16 protein-coding genes and 1 pseudogene are annotated in these 19,492 nt (G+C 70.4%); 5 read left to right on the forward strand and 12 right to left on the reverse strand.

The features are described 5' to 3' along the window. Positions 1–17: 17 nt before the first annotated feature. The 4 genes from OG766_RS01490 to OG766_RS01505 form a co-directional block, all read right to left on the reverse strand. Positions 18–878, reverse strand: a complete 861-nt coding sequence (locus tag OG766_RS01490) for an oxygenase MpaB family protein (protein ID WP_328724337.1) — start codon at positions 876–878, stop codon at positions 18–20. A gap of 95 nt (positions 879–973) precedes the next feature. Next, entirely contained in the window at positions 974–1,948 is a 975-nt protein-coding gene (locus OG766_RS01495; RefSeq protein WP_266377432.1) for an antibiotic biosynthesis monooxygenase, read from the reverse strand. A 3-nt stretch (positions 1,949–1,951) separates the two neighbouring features. Continuing rightward, positions 1,952–4,669, reverse strand: coding sequence for a molybdopterin-dependent oxidoreductase (locus tag OG766_RS01500; protein WP_328724338.1), 2,718 nt, complete (start codon positions 4,667–4,669; stop codon positions 1,952–1,954). Then, positions 4,666–5,493, reverse strand: a complete 828-nt coding sequence (locus OG766_RS01505) for an FAD binding domain-containing protein (protein WP_266377426.1) — start codon at positions 5,491–5,493, stop codon at positions 4,666–4,668. The genes OG766_RS01500 and OG766_RS01505 overlap by 4 nt, the downstream gene beginning before the upstream one ends. Before the next feature lie 489 nt (positions 5,494–5,982). Here OG766_RS01505 and OG766_RS01510 point away from each other — a divergent pair, with 489 nt between their 5' ends. Further along, positions 5,983–7,419 carry a dihydrolipoyl dehydrogenase family protein gene (locus tag OG766_RS01510; protein ID WP_328724339.1) on the forward strand — a complete coding sequence of 479 codons (1,437 nt, stop codon included), beginning with the start codon at positions 5,983–5,985 and terminating at the stop codon, positions 7,417–7,419. A 45-nt stretch (positions 7,420–7,464) separates the two neighbouring features. Here the strand turns inward: OG766_RS01510 and OG766_RS01515 are convergent, their stop codons facing one another. Both OG766_RS01515 and OG766_RS01520 read right to left on the reverse strand, forming a co-directional pair. Beyond that, positions 7,465–8,343, reverse strand: a complete 879-nt coding sequence (locus OG766_RS01515; protein ID WP_266377420.1) for a class I SAM-dependent methyltransferase — start codon at positions 8,341–8,343, stop codon at positions 7,465–7,467. Between the two features lie 152 nt (positions 8,344–8,495). Then, positions 8,496–9,089 carry a helix-turn-helix domain-containing protein gene (locus OG766_RS01520; protein ID WP_328724340.1) on the reverse strand — a complete coding sequence of 198 codons (594 nt, stop codon included), beginning with the start codon at positions 9,087–9,089 and terminating at the stop codon, positions 8,496–8,498. A 122-nt stretch (positions 9,090–9,211) separates the two neighbouring features. On the opposite strand from OG766_RS01520, the gene OG766_RS01525 reads away from it, so the two are divergent. Then, positions 9,212–10,183 (forward strand): DUF4344 domain-containing metallopeptidase, encoded by a 972-nt coding sequence (locus tag OG766_RS01525; RefSeq protein ID WP_328724341.1) that lies wholly within the window; start codon positions 9,212–9,214, stop codon positions 10,181–10,183. 130 nt (positions 10,184–10,313) lie between these two features. Here the strand turns inward: OG766_RS01525 and OG766_RS01530 are convergent, their stop codons facing one another. The 3 genes from OG766_RS01530 to OG766_RS01540 all read right to left on the reverse strand — a co-directional run bounded on the left by OG766_RS01530 (position 10,314) and on the right by OG766_RS01540 (position 13,699). Beyond that, positions 10,314–11,204 (reverse strand): multicopper oxidase domain-containing protein, encoded by an 891-nt coding sequence (locus tag OG766_RS01530; RefSeq protein WP_328724342.1) that lies wholly within the window; start codon positions 11,202–11,204, stop codon positions 10,314–10,316. Between the two features lie 89 nt (positions 11,205–11,293). Continuing rightward, positions 11,294–12,409: a hypothetical protein gene (locus OG766_RS01535; protein WP_328724343.1), complete on the reverse strand. Its 1,116-nt coding sequence runs from the start codon at positions 12,407–12,409 to the stop codon at positions 11,294–11,296. 111 nt (positions 12,410–12,520) lie between these two features. Further along, entirely contained in the window at positions 12,521–13,699 is a 1,179-nt protein-coding gene (locus OG766_RS01540) for an acyl-CoA dehydrogenase family protein (RefSeq protein ID WP_328724344.1), read from the reverse strand. A 302-nt stretch (positions 13,700–14,001) separates the two neighbouring features. On the opposite strand from OG766_RS01540, the gene OG766_RS01545 reads away from it, so the two are divergent. Continuing rightward, the gene (locus OG766_RS01545; protein WP_266378386.1) at positions 14,002–14,328 is read left to right on the forward strand and encodes a siderophore-interacting protein; all 327 of its coding nucleotides are present in this window, start codon (positions 14,002–14,004) and stop codon (positions 14,326–14,328) included. On the opposite strand, the pseudogene OG766_RS01550 reads toward OG766_RS01545, so the two are convergent. After that, positions 14,253–15,102: pseudogene (locus tag OG766_RS01550) on the reverse strand (AfsR/SARP family transcriptional regulator); the annotation flags it as partial. The gene OG766_RS01545 and the pseudogene OG766_RS01550 overlap by 76 nt on opposite strands. A 69-nt stretch (positions 15,103–15,171) precedes the next feature. On the opposite strand from OG766_RS01550, the gene OG766_RS01555 reads away from it, so the two are divergent. Together OG766_RS01555 and OG766_RS01560 are read left to right on the forward strand one after the other, a co-directional pair. Further along, positions 15,172–16,161, forward strand: coding sequence for an extracellular catalytic domain type 1 short-chain-length polyhydroxyalkanoate depolymerase (locus OG766_RS01555; protein ID WP_328724345.1), 990 nt, complete (start codon positions 15,172–15,174; stop codon positions 16,159–16,161). Positions 16,162–16,276: 115 nt separating this feature from the next. Continuing rightward, entirely contained in the window at positions 16,277–17,002 is a 726-nt protein-coding gene (locus OG766_RS01560) for a 2OG-Fe(II) oxygenase (RefSeq protein WP_328724346.1), read from the forward strand. A 47-nt stretch (positions 17,003–17,049) separates the two neighbouring features. Here OG766_RS01560 and merB read toward each other — a convergent pair whose 3' ends face one another. Further along, positions 17,050–17,814 (reverse strand): organomercurial lyase, encoded by a 765-nt coding sequence (merB, locus tag OG766_RS01565; RefSeq protein WP_266377405.1) that lies wholly within the window; start codon positions 17,812–17,814, stop codon positions 17,050–17,052. A gap of 106 nt (positions 17,815–17,920) precedes the next feature. Further along, a complete protein-coding gene (locus OG766_RS01570; RefSeq protein ID WP_266377402.1) occupies positions 17,921–19,318 on the reverse strand; it encodes an FAD-binding oxidoreductase in 1,398 nt (465 codons plus the stop codon). Positions 19,319–19,492: the final 174 nt, after the last annotated feature.

A 19,492-nucleotide genomic window follows, 5' to 3' on the forward strand; every position in this document is an offset into this window, starting at 1 on the left:
TCGCCCCCGTCGCTTCGCTACGCCCTCCCCGGCCCGTCCAGTATGGCCGCCTGTCTGCGTAGTTTGTACGGTGCGGGGCGGCTCCCGGGGCCGAGTCGGGCCATCGCCTTCAAGATGTGACCTGGCGGCAGCTGCCAGCGCAGCCGTGCGGGAACGCAGCGCAGGGCCTTGCCCGTGGCGGCGAGCCGGCGGGTCACGCGCTCCTGCGGGGGCGCCGGGCGGCCGTACAGCTCGTGGGCGTACGGAGGCAGCGCGTCGTACGCGAGCGTCGCGACGCGCCGCCAGAGCAGGTCCCGCGCCGGGACGAGAAGCGTGTGAACCGGCGGGCTGCGCAGGAAGTCGTCGACGACGCGGGCGTCCGCGCCGGCTTCGAGTGCGGGGCGTACGGCGCTGAAGTAGTCGGCGAGTGCGGCTCTGGAGGCGGGGACCTCGGCCGGTTCGAGTCCCACGAGGCGGGCGCTGACGCGGTGTTCGTCGATGTACCGGTCCGCCTGGGCGTCGCTGAGTGGGAAGCCGGAGCGGCGCAGGACGGCGAGGTAGGAGTCCACCTCGGCGCAGTGCACCCAGAGCAGCAGCTCGGGTTCGTCCACGCCGAGAAGCCGGTGGACCTTGCGGACGCGTGCCCCGGCCTTCTCGGCCGCCTCGGTGGTGCCGTACGAGAGGGTGCCGACGAAGTTCGCGGTGCGCAGCAGCCGGCCCCAGGCGTCCTTACGGAAGTCACTGTTGATCATGACGCCGCGGACGGCGCGCGGGTGCAGGGCCTGGAGGTAGAGCGCGCGGACACCGGCGACCCACATCATCGGGTCGCCGTGCATCTGCCAGGTGACCGAACCGGGGCCGAACAGGCCCGGGTCCCGGTCCTCGGTGACGGCGCTCATGTCTCGACGTCGTGCCTCACAGCTCCGGTTCCCACCAACGTACAGGCCTCAACGTACAGGCCGTACCGCCACGTGTTCGAGTGCGCGCGTCCCTGTCAGGGCAGCGTCCAGATCTGGGTCGTGACGACGAAGAAGAAGGCCACCCAGAACAGCATCGCCACGGCGACGATGCCGAGGCCGACGCGGTTGGACCTCGCCGCCGGTTCTTCGGGCGACGGCCGCAGCCACCGCTTGAGCAGCGGGTTCACGTAGTAGGGCATCGTGAGGAAGCTCATGGCGAAGCTGGAGAACAGGTTGCCCACGAGCAGCCCGAGCCAGAGCGGCATGTTCAGCGGTGCCAGGGCGAGCGCGAGCAGCACGACGGTCGGGTACAGGCCGACCCAGACCGCGATGGCGGTCTTGGTCTCCGAGGGTGGCGGCGCTTCCCTGCCGTTGTCCCTGAAGGCGAACCAGCTGCCGAACGAGTTGTCGATCGTGCGCATCCTGAAGTCGTTGAACTTCGTGCCTTCGGCGAGGATCTCCTTCCGCCTGGCCGACGTCAGCCAGGAATTGAGGTGCTCGGCGTTGTCGAAGCGGTACAGCGTGGTCCATTCGTCCTGGAGCCCCTCGACCGGCCGGAAGATCTCCGTTCCGCGAAAGCCCTCGAATGTGCTCTTCTCCTGGCTCATGCGGCTCTGCCAGTCGAGGAAGTCGTCCACGTGGTTCGGGTGGACGCGATGGGTGACCATCACGGTCACCAGCGGATCCTCCCTCGGCCGTGTGCCGCCGGTGACGACCTGCTGCGTCGCGGGACCGTCGAAGTAGTTTCTGCCGGTTTCCAGAAGACTCTGCCGGGTCGCGCTGTTGATCCACACCTGCAGATGGGCTGTCGAGTCGAATCGGTACACGACGACCCAGTCGGACTGCAGGGATGTCGGCGGGGAGATCTCGGCACCCAGGAACCCGGTGTACTCGGCGGCGACGGCGTTGACGGTCTCCTGCCACGTCTCGAACTCCCGCTCATGTCCGGGCAGGACCTTCTGGCCGATGATCGCCGTCGCCGTGGCGTCTCCGAGCCTTTCGGTGCCCATGGCTCAGTCCGTCCGCACCGGCTGGTTCTCGCCGAGCCGGCTGTAGATCCGCTCCGGAGTCAGGGGCAGCGCGCGGTAGCGGACGCCCGTCGCGTCCTGGAGCGCGTTCGCCAGCGCCGGGGCCACCGGATTGATGCAGCATTCCGCCATGCCCTTCGACCGCATGGGCCCGACGGAGTCCGAGGAGGCCACCAGGAGCAGCTCGGTGCGAGGGATGTCGGCATAGGTGGGGATGCGATAGTTGCGGAAGTTCGGGTTGGCCATCACGCCGTTCGCATCGACGTGGTGGTTCTCCGTCAGCGTGAAGCCGATTCCCTGGGCGACACCGCCCTCCACCTGGCCGCGCACCTGCGCGGGGTTGATCACCACGGCGGCGTCGGTCGCGTGGACGCTGTACAGGACGCGGATCTCACCCGTCACCCGGTGGACGGCTATCCGGAATCCCTGCGTATTGGAGACGACGCTGCGAGGGGAGCCATAGGCCTTGCGGGCGGCGGTGAACCGGATGCCGCGCGCCCGGGCCACGGCGACAAGCTCGGCCAGGGACACCCGCTGGTCGCCGCACAGGACGGCGTCGTCGTCCATGGAGCACATCACGGGGTGGACACCGGTGCGCGCGGCCGCGAACTCCAGGATGCGGTCACGTACGGCGTTGGCCGCGCGAAGCACCGCGTTGCCCGCCACGAAGAGGCCCGCGCTCGCGAAGGCCCCGGTGTCGAATCCCGTACGGTCGGTGTCGGACTGCACCAGGCGTATCCGCGACGGCGTCGTGCCCAGCTGGTTGGCCGCGATCTGGACATGCGCGGTGGACGTGCCCTCGCCGAACTCGACCGTCCCGACCGCCACCTCGTACACGAGGTCGTCGCCGAGCGTGACCCACGCCTCGGAGATGTGCTCGGTCGGGGGCGCCGTCTCGTGCAGGGAACTCGCGACGCCCGCCCCGACGAGCCACCCGGGACCCGGGGACGGCTGATCTGCCGTGCGGGCCAGGGCGTCGTCCACCCGGTCGATGCACTTCCCGAGTCCGTCCTCGGTGAACACCACGTCGTCGGGGCCGTCATGCAGGGCGACGAGCGGGTCACCGGGCCGCACGATGTTGCGTCGTCGCAGTTCGAGCGGGTCGATGTGCAGGGCGCGGGCCAGTTCGTCCATCGCCGATTCCACGGCGAACGCCGGCTGGGTCATCCCGTAGCCGCGCAGCGCCCCGCTCGGCACGGTGTTCGTGTAGACGGAGAACGCGTCGTACTTCTTGTTGGGGCAGCGGTAGATCATGACGGCGGCGCCGCCCGCGAACAGCGTTTCGCCGCCGTGGTTGCCGTAGGCGCCCGTGTTCGACACGTTGCGGACCTGGAAGGCCGTGAGCGTGCCGTCCGCCTTCGCGCCGAGCGTGACCGTCAACGTCATCGGGTGGCGTGGCGAAGCGGTGGTGAACTCCTCCTCACGCGTGTACTCGAAGCAGACGGGCCGCCCGGTGTCCAGGGTGGCGAGCGCGACCAGATCCTCCGAGATCACTTCCTGCTTGCCGCCGAAGCCACCGCCGACGCGTTTGCAGAACACGCGGATCCGGTCCGGTCGCAGAGCGAAGAGATGGGCGAGTTTGACCTTCGCGATCGACGGCGACTGCGAACTGGTGCGGACGTTCAGACGGCCGTTCTCCATCCAGGCGATCGAGCCGTGGGTCTCGAGATGCGCGTGCTGCACGCGCGGTGAGAAGTACGTCCCTTCGTGGATCACGTCGGCCGCGGCGAACCCCGCGTCGACGTCGCCGATGTGCGCATGGATCTCCAGCAGGATGTTGTGGACGGGATCGCGGACGAACGGATCCTCGGCGCCGTGCAGTTGGGGCGCTCCCTCGGCCATCGCCTCTTCGGGATCGAGGACGGCCGGCAGCACCTCGTACTCCACGACGACCCGTCGGCAGCCCTCTTCCGCAGCCCCGACCGTGTCGGCCAGCACCGCGACGACGCGCTGGCCGACGAAGCGGACCGTGTCGTCGAGGATGAAGGTGTCGTCGGGGTCGACGAGATGGTCGGTGTGGATCGCGGTGGTGAAGCGCTTGCGCGGCACGTCCTCCCAGGTGTAGACCCGCCGCACGCCGGGGACGGCGAGTGCGGCGGTCCTGTCGATCGAGACGATCCGGGCGTGCGCGTGCGGTGAGTGGAGCACCTTGAGGTGCAGCATGCCGTCGACGTGGGTGTCCATCGTGAACTCGGCGCGGCCGGCCACCACGTCGTTGGCCGCCGGCGCGCCGACGCTCGTCCCGACGGCCTTTCCCGGCGCGGCCGTCTCCACACCGGCGACGCCCTTCACGGCGTCCTCGATCGCCCGATAGCCGGTGCAGCGGCAGAGGTTGCCCTTCAACGCCCGTGGCAGGTCCGCCTTCTGGGCCTCGGTGAACGTCGCCGACGTCATGATCATCCCTGCGGTGCAGAAGCCGCACTGGAACCCCGGGGCGTCGCGGAACCGTCGCTGCATCGGATGCAGGTTGCCGGGCGACCCGATGCCCTCGATCGTCGTCACCTCGTGTCCGTCCGCGCGGAAGGCGGGGGTGATGCAGCTGTGCACCGGACTGCCGTCCAGCCACACGGTGCATGCGCCGCAATCGCCCGCGTCGCAGCCCTTCTTGACGCCGTAGTGGCCGAGTGAGCGCAGGAAGGTGCGCAGGCACTGGCCGGGTTCCGGTTCCTCGTCGAAGCTCCTGCCGTTCACGCGGTACGTCATGCCGCGCCCCCGCCCATGAGTTCGCGACGGATCTCTTCGGCGAAGTGCTTCGTCAGATGGCGGCGGTGGCCGGGGGTCCCGTTGGGATCGGCGAACCAGACGTCGGCGGGGATGACATCGATGCTCTGCTGCAGGGTTCCGGCGTCCGGCATGGTGTCGAACGCGATGCGCACGGGCCGTGCGGTACCGGCCGTGACGGTGAGCAGCAGATCGCTCGTTCCCGGCGTCTGCGTACCGATGAGGAACACCGTCGAACGGCCCAGGCGGGTCAGTGAGAAGCGACGGTGCGCGATGCGCTTTCTCAGGGCGCGCGCCGGAATCTCGATGCGCCGCAGGATCTCGCCGGGGGTCAGGACGTTCCGATGGTCACCGGTCACGAAGTCGAGGGCGTCGACGGTGCGCGTGGATCCGTCGGGAGCCCACAGCTCGTACCGTGCCTCCAGTGCGACCGTCAGCGTGATCATCGGGCCTGCGGGCAACGACATGCAGATGTTGCCGCCGACGGTCGCCGAGTTCCAGACCTTGAACGAGGACAGGAACGCCTCGCAGCTCTCGGCGAGAAGGGGGCCCGCGAGCCACTCGCCCGGGGGCGCGAAGGCGTACAGGTCGCGGATGGTGCAGGTGGCGCCGATCTCGAGGCCCGTCTCGCTCGGGACGAGGGGATCCCAGCGCAACGCCGTCAGGTCGATCAGCCGACGCAGACCCGGCTGCTCCGCGGAGAACAGCCACGTTCCGCCCGCGAGCCAGGCATCGCCTTCGCGCCATTCGGCACCCGGCCGATCCAAGGGTCGCCGGACGACTTCGGTGATGGTGTTGAGGTCCATGGGAACCGGCCTCCCTCACGACGGCACGATGCGCGCCGGGAGCGGCACAACCTCGGGGCGACAGCGTCGAGGGACAGAATCGAATCATGGCCGCTTCGGTCGACACCGCCCAAGGCGGGACCAGCAGCACAGAAGCACCCGTAAAGCATATATCGGAACATGCCGACCCCGCCAAGGCAGGGCATGCCCCAGCCCTTGCTGGAAGGCGTCATGCGACACATGTTGTTACGCTCGAAAGGAGTTGATCTGTTCGCCGTGCGAGGTCTCGGGGTCAAGTGCCGGACCGAAAGCCACCGATGGGTGTGCCGATTCCGCGTTGCCGGACCAACTGGCCGAGATCGGTGCGGCCGTGGCCTTCCTCTGCGCCGTGATCCGCAGACACAGGCCCAACGGCTGACGGGAACGTGCCCCCGCGGTCACGTGTGACACCCGTCGCGCCCGCCCGCCGTGGCACAGACCACGGAACCGGAAAGAGACGGCAGGAGCACAGTGAACGACACCTCCCGCACATACGACGTCGTCGTCATCGGCGCGGGCCCCGTGGGCGAGAACGTGGCCGACAGGACCAAGGCCGCGGGTCTCAGCACCGTGATCGTCGAGAGTGAGCTGCTCGGCGGTGAGTGCTCGTACTGGGCGTGCGAGCCGAGCAAGGCGCTGCTCCGGCCGGTGCTGGCGCGTGCCGACGCGCGCCGCGTGCCGGGACTGAAGCAGGCGGTGGGGGGTCCGCTGGACGTGGCCGCGGTCCTCGCCCACCGCGACGACATCGTCAACCACTGGCACGACGACGACCAGGTCGAATGGCTGAACTCGGTCTCCGTCGACATCGTACGGGGACATGGCCGCCTCGACGGTCCCCGCCAGGTGGTGGTGAGCACCCCCGACGGCGGGACCGTGCGCCTCACCGCCCGGCACGTGGTCGCCGTCTGCACCGGGTCCGGTCCGGCGCTGCCGGACCTTCCCCGTCTGGACGAGGTACGTCATTGGACCAGTCGTGACGTCACCAGCGCCGATGCCGTGCCGGGGCGTCTCGTCGTGGTCGGCGGCGGCGTCGTGGCCGTCGAAATGGCCACCGCCTGGAACGCGTTGGGCGCGGAGGTCACCATGCTGGTTCGGGACGGTCTGCTCACGCGGATGGAACCGTTCGCCGGGGAGCTGGTCGCGGACGCGTTGCGCGAGGCGGGCGTGGACATGCGCTTCGGGACCACCGTGACGGCCGTGGCGCGGGACGACGGACCCGACGGCGAGGTGGCCGTCACCCTGGCGGACGGTGAGCGGTTGGTCGCCGACGAGATCCTGTTCGCGATCGGACGGGCACCGCGTACCGATGACATCGGCCTGGAGACCATCGGTCTCACCCCGGGCGACTGGCTGAAGGTCGACGACACCTGCCGGTCGACGGCCGTCGAGGACGGCTGGCTGTACGCCGTCGGCGATGTCAACCACCGCGTTCTGATGACCCATCAGGGCAAGTACCAGGCCCGGATCGCGGGCGCGGTGATCGCGGCCCGCGTCAAGGGCGAACCGGTCGACGAAGCCAGGTGGGGCACGCACGTCACGACCGCCGACAGCGTCGCCGTGCCCCAAGTGGTCTTCACCGACCCCGAGGTCGCGGCCGTCGGCCTGAGCGCGCGGGAGGCGGAACGCGCCGGACACCGGGTCAGGGTCGTGGACCGCGACTTCGGCAGCGTGGCCGGTGCGGTCCAGTACGCGGAGGGGTTCCGCGGCATGGCCCGCATGGTGGTCGACCTGGACCGTGGCACCGTGGTCGGTGTCACCTTCGTGGGTCCCGGCGTCGCGGAACTGCTGCACTCCGCGACCATCGCGGTCATCAGCGAGGTGCCCGTCGAACGGCTGTGGCACGCCGTCCCCGCCTTCCCGACGATCAGCGAAGTCTGGCTGCGGCTGATGGAGGCGTACCGCGGGTAGGCGTGGGTGCGGTGCCGGGGGTGCGGCGTGCCGGCGCACGCGTCTTCAGCTACGTCGTGCGGCCCACACCATGCGTTCGGTGCGTACGGTCAGGTCGTCGCGACGCAGGATGCTGTGCGGGCTGCCGGTGTCGAGCAGCCGGTCGAGCGCGGTGCGGTCCTCGGCCGTCAGCGCCTGGGCGACGCCGTCACGCACGCGGCGCAGGCTGGTCAGCGCGTACCGGCCCACCGCGTCGGTCGGGGGCGGGCCGAGGTTCACGGTGATGGTGCGCAGGCCTTCGACGGTGAAGCCGGCCGCGGTCAGCTTCGGCCCCCAGTCGGCGCCGCGGTGCGACACCTTCTCGGCATGGCGCTGGTCGAGTGCGGCGTGGCAGCGCTCCTCGAGTCCAGGACGGTCCTCCGGGGCGTCCTCGGGCAGGAAGCGCGGGAAGCCGGCCAGCTCGACGACGGCGAACAGGCCGCCCGGCGCGAGCATGTCGTGGACCTGGCGCAGCGTCCGGTCGGGGTCGGCCATGTGATGCATGGAGGCCGAGGCCCACACCAGTTCCGGGGTGCCGAGGTCGGGCCAGGCCGCGTCGAGGTCGGCCCTGACGGTGTGCACCCGGTCGGCCAGGCCCTTCTCCTCAGCCTTCTCCCGCAGGCGGTCGAGGTGGCTGGTCGAGGTGTCGACGGCGCTCACCTCGGCGCCGGGGAAACGCTCGAGCAGGGCGAGGGTACCGGCTCCGGTTCCGCAGCCCAGATCCACGATGTGCCGGGGAGTGGCTGCGACGGGCAGCCAGGCGGTGATGGAGGCGATGTGCTCGGCGAGCACTTCCGCGTCCAGATCGAGGATCTCCGCCTGGACGCCGGTGTCGTGGTCCTGTTCGTGCGCGTGGACCGTATGCGCGCCGTGGTCGTGTACTGCGTGCCGGGATGCGTGGGTCATGGCGCCCACGCTATGAGGATCAGGAGCGTGCGGCACGACCGCTTTCCGAAAGAGCAAGACGATGGCCTCCTGGGCTGCCGACTGCGCAAGCAGGCCCTGGCCCGCGGTGCGCTGCGGCCGTCCGGCGCGAGGACGGGCGCTCGCGTGGCGGTTCATCCTCGCGAGCGGCTCGCGCCTTCGGTGCCCTCGCCGCGCTGGTGGCCGCGGCGGGCGTCGCGGTCGAAGATTCCCAGGATCTCGCACGGTCCGCCCTCGGCGCCGATGGCGTGCGGAAGCATGGTCGGGAACTCGGCGGCCTGGTTGGTCTCCACACGAATCCGCCGGTTGCCCAGCAGCAGGATCGCCGTGCCGGACAGGACGACGAGCCATTCGCGGCCGGGGTGGGCACGCATGCGCGCGGGACTGTCGGGCGGCGGGTCCGTCACGCGCCGGCGTACGACGGTCATGCCGGGGTCCGCGCGGACGGGCCACCGCATCTGGCCATGGGCCGCGTCGATCGTCGGGCTGGTGATGACATCGTCGGTGGCGGTCTCGACCAGTTGGTCGAGCGTGGTGTCCAGGGCGCGGGCCAGCGTGACGAGCTGGTCCAGGGCGAGTCTGCGCTGGCCGTTCTCGATACGGCTGAGGGTGGAGGGGCTGAGCTGGGCGCGGGTGGCCAGCTCGTCCAGGGACCAGCCCTGAGCCACGCGCAGAGCGCGGATCCGTTTGCGTACCAGAGCGTCGAGCTCGCCATCGTCTTGCGTCATACGCAGCATCGTATGCCGCATGCGCAAGGGACGCTTCGCTTGGGGCACGCACACCGCCGCCTCGAAGCATCGGGGCGAAAAGCGCCATGAATGGTTGATCACGGATGTACGCTCCGTCGATCATGATCCGTGTGAACAGTGGTGGGTCCTCGGCCAGGTCGAGGAGGCCGAGGCGGGCTGCGGCGGGGGCGCTGCTCGTCGCCGCCGTCGCGGTCGCCTCGTGTGACGGCGCAGGCAGCAGGGCCGACGCGACCGGCAAGGTCACGGTCGTCTACGAGGACGCCACGATCAAGCCGAAGGACCGTCAGGCCGTGGCGGTGATCCGGAAGTCCCGTGTGCTCGAGCAGGTCGCCGAGTGGGTGAACGCGTCGCTCGCCCTGCCGCACGACCTGGTCGTGAAGGTCACCGACAAGGTGCCACCGGGGGTCTCGGACGCGGTCACCCAGCCCGACGGGAGGACGATCTTCGTACCCCCGCCGTTCCTGACCCTGATCGAAGAGGTCCTCGGGAACGTGGTCAAGACCGTCGAGCGTCCCGCCCTGCTCCCCGAGGCCGAGTTCACCACCGACGGCCTGACGGCACTGTCGACCCAGTTCATCTTCGGCCACGAAATGGGCCACGCGCTGCAGCGCCAGCTTCTGCTCGCGAACCTCGGCCTCGAGGAGGACGCCGCCGACGGTTTCGCGTCGTTCTCCACCGTCAACGAGGTGGGACCGGGTCCGTCGCTGGCGGCCGCGATGCTGTTCGACGAGCTCGCCCGCGAGGAGGGCGGGCTGACGCTGGAGGGGTTCGCGAGCGATCACCCTGTCACCCAGCAACGGGTCTTCAACTTCCTTTGCTACCTGGAGGGGAGCGACCCCAAGAGGTTCCACGGGCCCCTGGTCGATGCGGGCTATCTGCCGAAGAGCCGAGCCCCGTTGTGCCCGCAGTCATGGGCGATGCTCGACTACGGCTGGTGGACCCAACTCCAGCCGCATTTCAGCGGGGCGTTCAAGGACCAGGGCGACAAGACGCAGAAGAACGCACGCGCCCGGCTGATCGCGGAGACCAAGGCCTTCGCGGAGAAGCTCGACACGATCCGCAGCGGGCAGTGACGCTGCGGAACGTTCGTCGAGCATCCCAGCAGTCCCGCAACCACCCGGCGAGGGCAGGGACACGGCGTGGGTGCCGGTCCGCGCATTCTGGGTGCAGTGCGGACCGGCCCACGCGGGTCGATCGATCCCGTCAGTGACCGTGGCCACCGCCGGGGCCGCCACCGCCGTGCTCGTCGCGGCCGTGGTCGTCTCGGCCGTGGTCGTCTCGGCCGTGGTTGCCGTCGCCGTGGTCGCCGTCGTCGCCGACGATCGTCCACGGGCGCATCAGGTCGTCGTCCTCGTGTTCGAGAATGTGGCAGTGGTGGATGTACGTCGCCGGGAGTTCGGCGCCGCTGCCCGGAATCGACGCGATCGTACCCGTCGGCGGGTGGATCTCCGGAATGACGATTCTGGTCACCGTCTCCGGATAGGACTTGAACGTGTCCTTGTAGGACCGCGCTTCGTCCGGGTCCGGAGGAATCGGCGGGCCGGTGAGATAGTTCTTCAGTACCGGCCTGTCCTCCGGTTTGCGGCCACCGTGAATCCACTTCTCGTAGTCCGCCTGGTAGGCGGCCGCGTCGATCGGCTGCCGGTTCAGCACCTGGAAGTTGACGAGGTGCACATGCATCGGGTGGGCATCGTGGTTGGGATTGATGTACTCCCAGATCTCGGTCGAACCCGCCTTGACGAAGTCCTGGGAGGGCTCCATGAACGGCATCGCGTTGAACGTCATGGTCCGGAAGAGCTTGTGCTGGTACACCACCCATTCCCGCCGACGGGCGTGCGGTTTCGACGTGAAGTTCGCGACCGTCGGCAGCGCAAGTTTCTTGGGCGACGTCGTCGTGTCCGCATCTTCGGACAGGAGTTTCGTGACGTGGAACTCCATGATCTCCGAGATATGCGGTCCCTGGCCGGGGACGCCTGGGTAGTGGACCGGCGTTCCCGGGTAGTTCGTCAACTTGACCTTCGTCCCCATGGGCATCCGGCTGAAGTCGACGATCAGGTCGTACCGCTCGGCAGGCGAGATCAGAAAGCTCAGCATCTGCAGCGGAGCACGGAAGCCGCCGTCGGCTCCGATGAGCCAGAACGGCAGCGTGGGCTGAGGCAGTACGTGCCTGGGAACGTCGAACCTCAGCCGCCAGAAACGCTCGTTCGACGCGTTGAGGATGCGCAGCCGGTAGCGTCGGGGCTCGACGGCCAGGAAGGGGTACGCCTTCCCGTTGACGACCGGGTGTCCTCGCCTTCCCTCATGGTCATGGTGTAGGCGAGCGAGCCGTCCGGGTTGAAGGTCCGGTCCTGCAGGATGAGCGGGACCTCGAACTCGCCTCGCGGCAGCCCGAGCCGCTCGTCGGCGGGATCACGAATGAGGTACAGACCGGCCAGGCCCGCATAGACGTTGAGGCTGGTCATCCCCATGCCGTGATCGTGATACCAGAGCATGCACGAACGGTCATGGTTGGTGTAGCCGTAGATCGCTTCGTTGCGTTCGACCCGGCTCGGGTCCAGCGTGGCGTAGCCCTCGGCGTGGATGCCGTCCGGGCTGAACGACTGCAGCGGCATGCCGTCGGACTGCGGTGCCGTGAAACCGCCGTGCTGGTGGACGACGTTCCACACGTTGACGTCCCGGGGAAACGGCAGTTCAGGCTTGTAGGGAGGCGGAGGGGTCGGGGTGAGCTCGGGATCCCCGTTCTTGATGCGCTGGATCACGTCCTGGAACAGGTGGTTGGTCGGCAGCTCGTTGCGCCACTTGACGACCGTCGGGTGGTCCGGCGCCACGCTGAGGGTCGGCCCGAGATAGCCCATGCCGATCTCGTTGTGAGGATCGCTCGGGTTGGTGGCCCAGCAGCCCCACGTGGTCGCCGGCCCGAGGTCCCGGTGGAAACGCCATGAGCCCTGCCGCATCGTGATCTCGTAGTAGTCGGCGCCCGGATAGACGGAAGGATCCGGGACGGCTGTCATCGGCCTGGGCAGCGGGTCGACGAACTTCTCCAGCGGAGGGCTGTGCGGCACCGAGGCGTCGTCGTGCGCGGACCCCGTCCCGTGAGCCGGCGACGCATACGCCTGCGCTCCCGTGACACCGCGTGGAAGCATGGCCGCACTCCCCATGACACCGGCCATGAGGAGATTCCTTCGCCCGAACATCGTGTGTCTCCAGCCTTCCATCGCCTCACATAACGTCCAAGGGATACAAGGCTGGTTGGGAACGCTGCCGCAGCACGCCGGTCCGGTCCGGTCCGGGAAAGCCACTCATTGAGCGGATCTCAGCAGAAATTCGACAGATCCCGAATTGATCGACAATCCACTGAACATTCTTCTGGCTCGTCGCATTCGCGGAAGTACGAGGCCGGTCGCACGACGTCAGCGGCGGACGCGCGGCATCCCGAGGCCGATCCAGGAGATGATCTCGCGCTGGATCTCGTTGTTGCCGCCGCCGAAGGTGAAGATCACGGCCGAGCGGTAGCCGCGCTCCAGTTCGCCGTGGAGGACGGCACCGGCCGAGCCCTCCTTGAGGGAGCCCGCGGCTCCGACGACCTCCATCAGCCAGGCGTAGGCGTCTCGGCGGGCCTCGGAGCCGTACACCTTGACCACGGAGGCGTCCTGCGGGGTGAGGGTGCCTTCCTGGACGGCGCCCACCATCTGCCAGTTGAGCAGCTTCATCGCGTCGAGTTTGGTGTGTGTCCGGGCGAGGCGGTTCCTGACCCAGCCGAGGTCGATGACGCGGCGGCCGTCGGTGAGTTCGGTCTGCGACGCCCAGCGCTGGACGTCGTGGAGTGCCCGGATGGCCATGGTGCCGTGGGCGGCGAGGGTGACCCGCTCGTGGTTGAGCTGGTTGGTGATCAGCCGCCAGCCCTTGTTCTCCTCACCGACCCGGCGGGAGACGGGAACGCGGATGTCCTCGTAGTAGCTGGCCGTGGTGTCGTGCGAGGCGAGGGTGTTGATGACGGTGCAGGAGTAGCCCTGGTCGGAGGTCGGCACGAGCAGCATGGTGATGCCCTTGTGGGGCGGGGCGTCGGGATCGGTGCGGACGGCGAGCCACACCCAGTCGGCGGTGTCCCCGTTGGTCGTCCAGATCTTCTGGCCGTTGACGACATACGTGTCGCCTTCGCGCACGGCGCGGGTCCTGAGCGCGGCAAGGTCGGTGCCGGCGTCCGGCTCGCTGTAGCCGATCGCGAAGTCGATCTCGCCGGAGAGGATCCGGGGCAGGAAGTACGCCTTCTGCTCGTCGGTGCCATACTGCATGATCGTCGGGCCGACGGTGTTCAGCGCCATCAGCGGCAGCGGCACGCCCGCCTGCGCGGCCTCGTCGAAGAAGATGAACTGCTCCATAGGCGTCATCCCGCGGCCGCCGTACTCCTCGGGCCAGCCGACGCCGAGCCAGCCGTCGGCTCCGAGGCGGCGGATCGTCTCCCGGTAGAAGCGCTTCTGGGTGGCGGGGTCGGCGTAGCGGGCGTAGGCGTTGTCGGGCACGAGTCCGTCGAAGTAGGCACGCAGCTCGGCGCGCAACTGCTGCTGTCCCGGCGAGTATTCGAGATGCACGGCCCCTCCAGGCGTCTCGTGCCGCGTCGCTGCGGCGGCGGACAGACTAGAACGTGTTCCAAGAATCCGGAAGGGTCGTGGCGGGCCGAACGCGGCGGTGCACGTGCGGCGGCGAGGCAGGGCGTACCTCGAGGCAGGGCGTACCTGTGGAGGCGTAGCCGTATCGGCGGCGTGTCGGGGCCCTGTCGGTGGAGTCGGGGAACGTCGGCGACCGAAGCCCCTCTTCCCCGGGAGTCCCGATGGAGCACACCCTTCCCGTCCGGTTCGTCCAGGTCACCGGCGTCCGCCGGCTCACCCCCCGCATGGTCCGGATCACCTTCGGCGGTCCGGACCTCGCGGGGTTCGACCTGGCCGGGCCCGACCAGCAGGTGAAGCTGTACTTCCCGCGGCCCGGTCAGCAGGTGCCGCTGCTGCCCGCGTCCGGGGCGGGAGCGGACGATGACGTGATGCGCTGGTACGCGGCGTACAACGAGATCCCGGAGGCGGAACGGCCGTGGATGCCCAGCTACACGGTCCGGGCGAGCGACACGAGGCGCGGGACGATCGACATCAACCCCTCGGCCGCAGGCACACCCACCGCCGGCCCGCGGCCCGTCGTCCGGTTCGGCGGGTTCAGCAACTCCGCGTGAAGTGACCGGAGTTCGGGTCCGGGGCCGGTGCCGAGGCGGTCGGCGAGGGCGCCGCGCACGTCCTCGTACGCCTGGAGGGCCTCGGCGGGGCGGCCGGATGCGCGCAGGGCCCGGATACACAGGGCCTGGAGGGGTTCGTCCAGGGGCTGCGCGGCGGCCAGTTCGGTGAGGTCGGGGAGCGCCGCCTCGGCACGGCCGCGGGCGATGTCGGCGGCCAGCCGGCCGCGGAGTGCCTCGGTGCGGCGGCGCTCGGCGCGTACGGCCACGGCGTCGCCGTCACGGCGCGGGGAGGTCCGCGAGGGCGGGACCGTGCCAGAGGGCCAGCGCCTCGTCGAGTATCCGTGCGGCACGGTCGGCGTCGCCGTCGTCCAGTGCCTCGGTACCCCGCGCCGTCAGACGGTCGAAGCGGTTCAGATCGATGTCGCCGGGATCGGCGGCCAGTCGGTAGCCGCCCGGCACCGAGATGACCGTCTCACGGCCGAGTGCCCGCCGCAGCCGCCCGATCAGCGCCTGAAGCGCCGCCGTGGTGTCGGCGGGGGGCTCCTTCTCGTCGCCCCACAGTTCGTCGACCAGTTCACCGGCCCGCACCGGTCGCCCGCCGGCGGCCACGAGCGCGGTCAGCACGGCCCTCAGCCGGGACCCGCTGAGCGGCACCTCGCTTCCGTCGGGGCGGAGCACCTGCGTGGCGCCGAGGATGCGGTAGCGGTAGGTCACCCGCCCATACTCCCTGCCCCGGCGAGGGCCCGGCTGCCCCGGTGAGGGCCCGGCCGACATGGCAAGGGCCCGGGTTGTGGTGTCCCGGGCCATGTCCGGTCCCGGCACCCGCATCTACGGTCCGGGCCCATGACCTCACTGAGAGCCACCTCGCATCGTCTGTTCGCGGTGCTCGTCACGGTGTTCTCCGCCGTGGCGGCGCTGCTTCTCGTACCCGCTCCCCCGGCGGCGGCCGCCGGCGTCGTGGAAGTCACCGGCTTCGGGTCCAACCCGGGCGCCCTGCGCATGTTCCGCTACGTCCCGGACGGACTGCCCGCCGGGCGGCCCGTCGTCGTGGTCCTGCACGGCTGTACGCAGAACGCCGCCGGCTACGGCACCGGAAGCGGCTGGACCGAACTCGCCGACCGCTGGGGCTTCTCCGTCGTGCTGCCGCAGCAGACCAGCGCCAACAACGCGAGTGCGTGCTTCAACTGGTTCCAGACCGGGGACACCGCGCGCGGCCAGGGCGAGGCCGCCTCCATCGCCCAGATGACCGACCGGCAGCTCGCGGACGTCTCCGGCGACCCCGCGCGCGTGTACGTGACCGGCCTGTCGGCCGGCGGTGGCATGACCGCGGTGATGATGGCCGCGTACCCGGAGAAGTTCGCGGCGGGCGGGGTGGTGGCGGGCCTGCCGTACGGCTGTGCGCAGGCGGCGGGCTCCCCGTACGTGTGCATGTACGTCGGCGCCACGCAAACACCCCGGCAGTGGGGCGACCGGGTCCGCGCGGCCAGGCCGGGGTACGGCGGACCGTGGCCGGTGCTCACGGTGCTGCAGGGCACGGCGGACTACACGGTGAAGCCGGTCAACATGGAGGATCTGATGCGTCAGTGGACGGACGTCCACGGCGCCGACCAGAGCGCCGACACCAGCGACACCGTCGCCGGACACCCGCACCGGGTCTACCGGGATCCGGCGGGCAAGGCGGTCGTGGAGACGTACGCCATCACCGGCATGGGCCACGGCCAGCCGGTCGATCCGGGTGCGGCGGCGACGCAGTGCGGCACGGCCGGGGCGTATCTGCTCGACGTGGATCTGTGCGCGGCGTACCGGCTGGGCCATGGCTGGGGGCTCGGCTGAGCCGCCGGCCCGTGCCCGATCTCGATGTCCGGATTCCGCCGGTCGGGGCCCGCGGCACCCAGCACCCTGGGAGGTGAGAAGCGAGAACGCGGAGCGAGAGAGGACTGAGCGGCTCATGACGGTCTCCACCACCACCAGGATCCACGAGCGCGTGGCCGGGGCCGACTGGGCCGCGGTCGCCGCGGAACTCGACGAGCACGGCTGCGCGCAGACGCCCGGGCTGCTGACGGCCGCCGAGTGCCGTCGCATCGCCGCGCTCTACACCGACGACGAGCGGTTCCGCACCACCGTCGACATGGCCCGGCACCGGTTCGGCTCCGGCGAGTACCGCTACTTCACGCACGAACTTCCGGATGCGGTACGGGAGTTGCGCGCGGCGCTGTATCCGCGGCTGCTGCCGGTCGCCCGCGACTGGGCGGAGCGGCTCGGCCGGCCGGCGCCGTGGCCGGACGGTCTGGAGGAGTGGCTCGCACAGTGCCATCGGGCCGGACAGGACCGGTCGGCACAGATCCTGCTGCGCTACGGGAAGGGCGACTGGAACGCGCTGCACCGCGACGTCTTCGGCGAGATGCTCTTCCCGCTCCAGGTCGTGATCGGCCTGGACGCGTACGGAACGGACTACACGGGCGGTGAGTTCCTGCTGGTCGAGCAGCGGCCCCGGGCGCAGTCGAGGGGCACGGCGACGTCGCTCCGGCAGGGGCACGGGCTGGTCTTCACCACCCGCGACCGGCCGGTCCGTTCGGCGCGGGGCTGGTCGGCGGGCGCGCTGCGGCACGGTGTGAGCGTGGTGCGCTCGGGCCGGCGCCACGCGCTCGGGCTGGTCTTCCACGACGCTTCCTGAGCACACGCCGGGCGATCCCGCGACGCCGCCGTGGTCCTCGGTTCCGCTCACAGCCCCCAGAAGGGTCCGCCGAGCCCGGCCTGCGCGAAGTAGGCGGCGGCCGAGGACGGGTCGCGCCGACGGTAGCCACGGTCGAGGCGGCCCGCGTACCAGCCGCGGGCCAGCCGCCAGAGGGTGGTCACGTCCATCACGTACCCGCGCGACGCGCCGGTGCGCTCCAGCCAGTCGTCCACGCAGCGCGTGGAGCAGAACAGCCGCTGGTGGCGGCAGGTGTGGACGACGTCGTCCCAGACGTGGTGGGCCGGGACGAGGAAGTGCGCCACCTGCTCCCCCGGTGGAGGGGCGTCCCGGCCGACGACCCAGGCGTGCGGTGTGCCGCAGGCGGGGCAGCGGGACGCGACCAGCACGTCGGGTTCGTCGTCGAGCAGCTGCGGCAGGGCGAAGGAGTCCCAGGCGCAGCCGCCCCACCACAGGGTGCGACGGCCCATGACGGAGAAGCCGAGCGGAACCGAGGCGAAGGGATGGGCCATGACGACCCCCTCACCGTCGGGGGCGGCCGGGTCGTCCAGCACGATATCGCGGTGGTCGTGCAGGGCGCGGAGCGCCTGTCGTACCGTCGCGGGATCGTGCCCGGTGGCGACGGCGAGCCCGGCGGTGCCTGCGGGGCGGCCGGTGCGGGCGAAGGCGCGGTACACGGCGAGCCGGACGTCCTCGGTCGGGTCGGGGTCCAAGCCCGCGTACGGGTCTGGGGCCAGGCCCGTATCCGGGTCTGGCGCGGTGGGTGGCTCGGCGGGCGGGTGCTGGTCGGTCATCGGCGGTTCCTGTCCGGGGAACGCGGCATGCGGCGGCGTACCTCTGGTACGTGCCCAGCGTGCGCCACGCCGGGTGCCCGTGGCGACTCACGGGCCGGCCGCGCGGTCAGGGTGCGATGTTGTGGTTCAGCCGGAACAGGTTGCCGGGGTCGTGGCGCCGCTTGATCCGCGCCAGACGGTCGTGGTTCTGGCGGTAGTTGAGCCGGACCCGGCGCTGGTCCTGGTCGTCGTGGTCCATGAAGTTGACGTAGCCGCCGTCCAGGGAGTGCGGCCGCAGCGCCGCCGCGAAGTCGCGGGTCCACTCCTCGGTCGCCTCGCACTCGGCGCGGCTCAGGAGCACCGGGCTGAGGGCGGTGGAGAAGTCGGCGTCGCGGTAGGCGAACGCGGTCGCCTCGGGCGCCACCCGGTGGCATGCGCCGTCGATCGGGAAGACGACGGTCGCGCTCTGGATGGTGGGCGTGGCGGCGCCGTACTCGACGTAGGCGTCGATGGCCGCGTCCGGGAGCCCGCGGCTGAAGGTGCCCTTCCAGTAGTGGAAGAGCCCCGCGGGGAGCAGTTCGTCGAAGAGTGTGTTGACGACGGGATACGGCATCCGGCCGACGTGCTCCCCGATCACCGGCCCCAGCCCGGCAAGCCGGGCGCGGATCTCGTCGTCCTGGGACTCGGCGCCGGACCAGCAGGTCACCACGCCGCACAGCGGGCGGCCGTGCCAGCGCTCGGGCAGGAACGGCAGCGGCGGGCCGAGCCCCACGACGAGCACCGCGCCGAGCTTCTCGCCCGCCTCGGCGACGAGTTCCCGGTAGCGGCGCAGGACGTCGCCGTCGAGCGGGTAGAACGTGGGCCCGCCGAGGACCGTGTCCACGGGATGCAGCCGTTGGACGAAGGAGGTGACCACGCCGAAGTTCCCGCCTCCGCCGCGGACGGCCCAGAACAGGTCGGCGTTGCGTTCCCGCGTACAGGTGAGGAACGCGCCGTCGGCCGTGACGAGATCGACCGAGACCAGGTTGTCGCAGGCCAGTCCGCAGCGGCGGGACAGATGTCCCATGCCGCCGCCGGTGGTGAGTCCGCCGACGCCGGTGGTGGAGACGATGCCGCCCGTGGTGGCCAGGCCGAAGGCGTGGGTGGCGTGGTTGACGTCGGCCCAGGTGCAGCCGCCCTCGGCCGTGGCTGTTCGTGCCTCGGGGTCGACCCGGACCCCCCGCATCCGTCCGAGGTCGAGGACGATGCCGCCGTCGCAGGTGCCGTGCCCCGTCACGCTGTGGCCGCCGCCGCGCACCGCGAGGAGCAGGCCCAGCTCGCGGGCGGCGTTCACGGTGGCGATGACGTCGCCGGCGTCGGCGGCGCGGACGACGGCCACGGGCCGTTTGTCGATCATGGCGTTGTAGACCCTGCGGGCCTCGTCGTAGGCGGGGTCGCCGGGCCCGACGATGTCGCCGTGCACGGATTCGCGCAGCCGCTCGCCGGGTGCGCTGTCGCTGTCGGGGGCCGGTGCGCAGGTGCTCATGGGAACGACCGCCTTCCGCGTCGTGGGCGGCGGGGTGCGCCGGTGCCGCGTGCGTTCGGTTCGTGGGTCCGTACGGCTCTGTTGTAGGCACGGCCCGGGGCGGCGGTCATCGCCGGATCGGCCCATCTCCTGAACGCCGGTGTGGGCGGAACGGCTCATACGGGCTTCGGAGGG

The sequence above is a fragment of the Streptomyces sp. NBC_00259 genome, assembly GCF_036181745.1.
GTDB lineage: Bacteria > Actinomycetota > Actinomycetes > Streptomycetales > Streptomycetaceae > Streptomyces > Streptomyces pratisoli.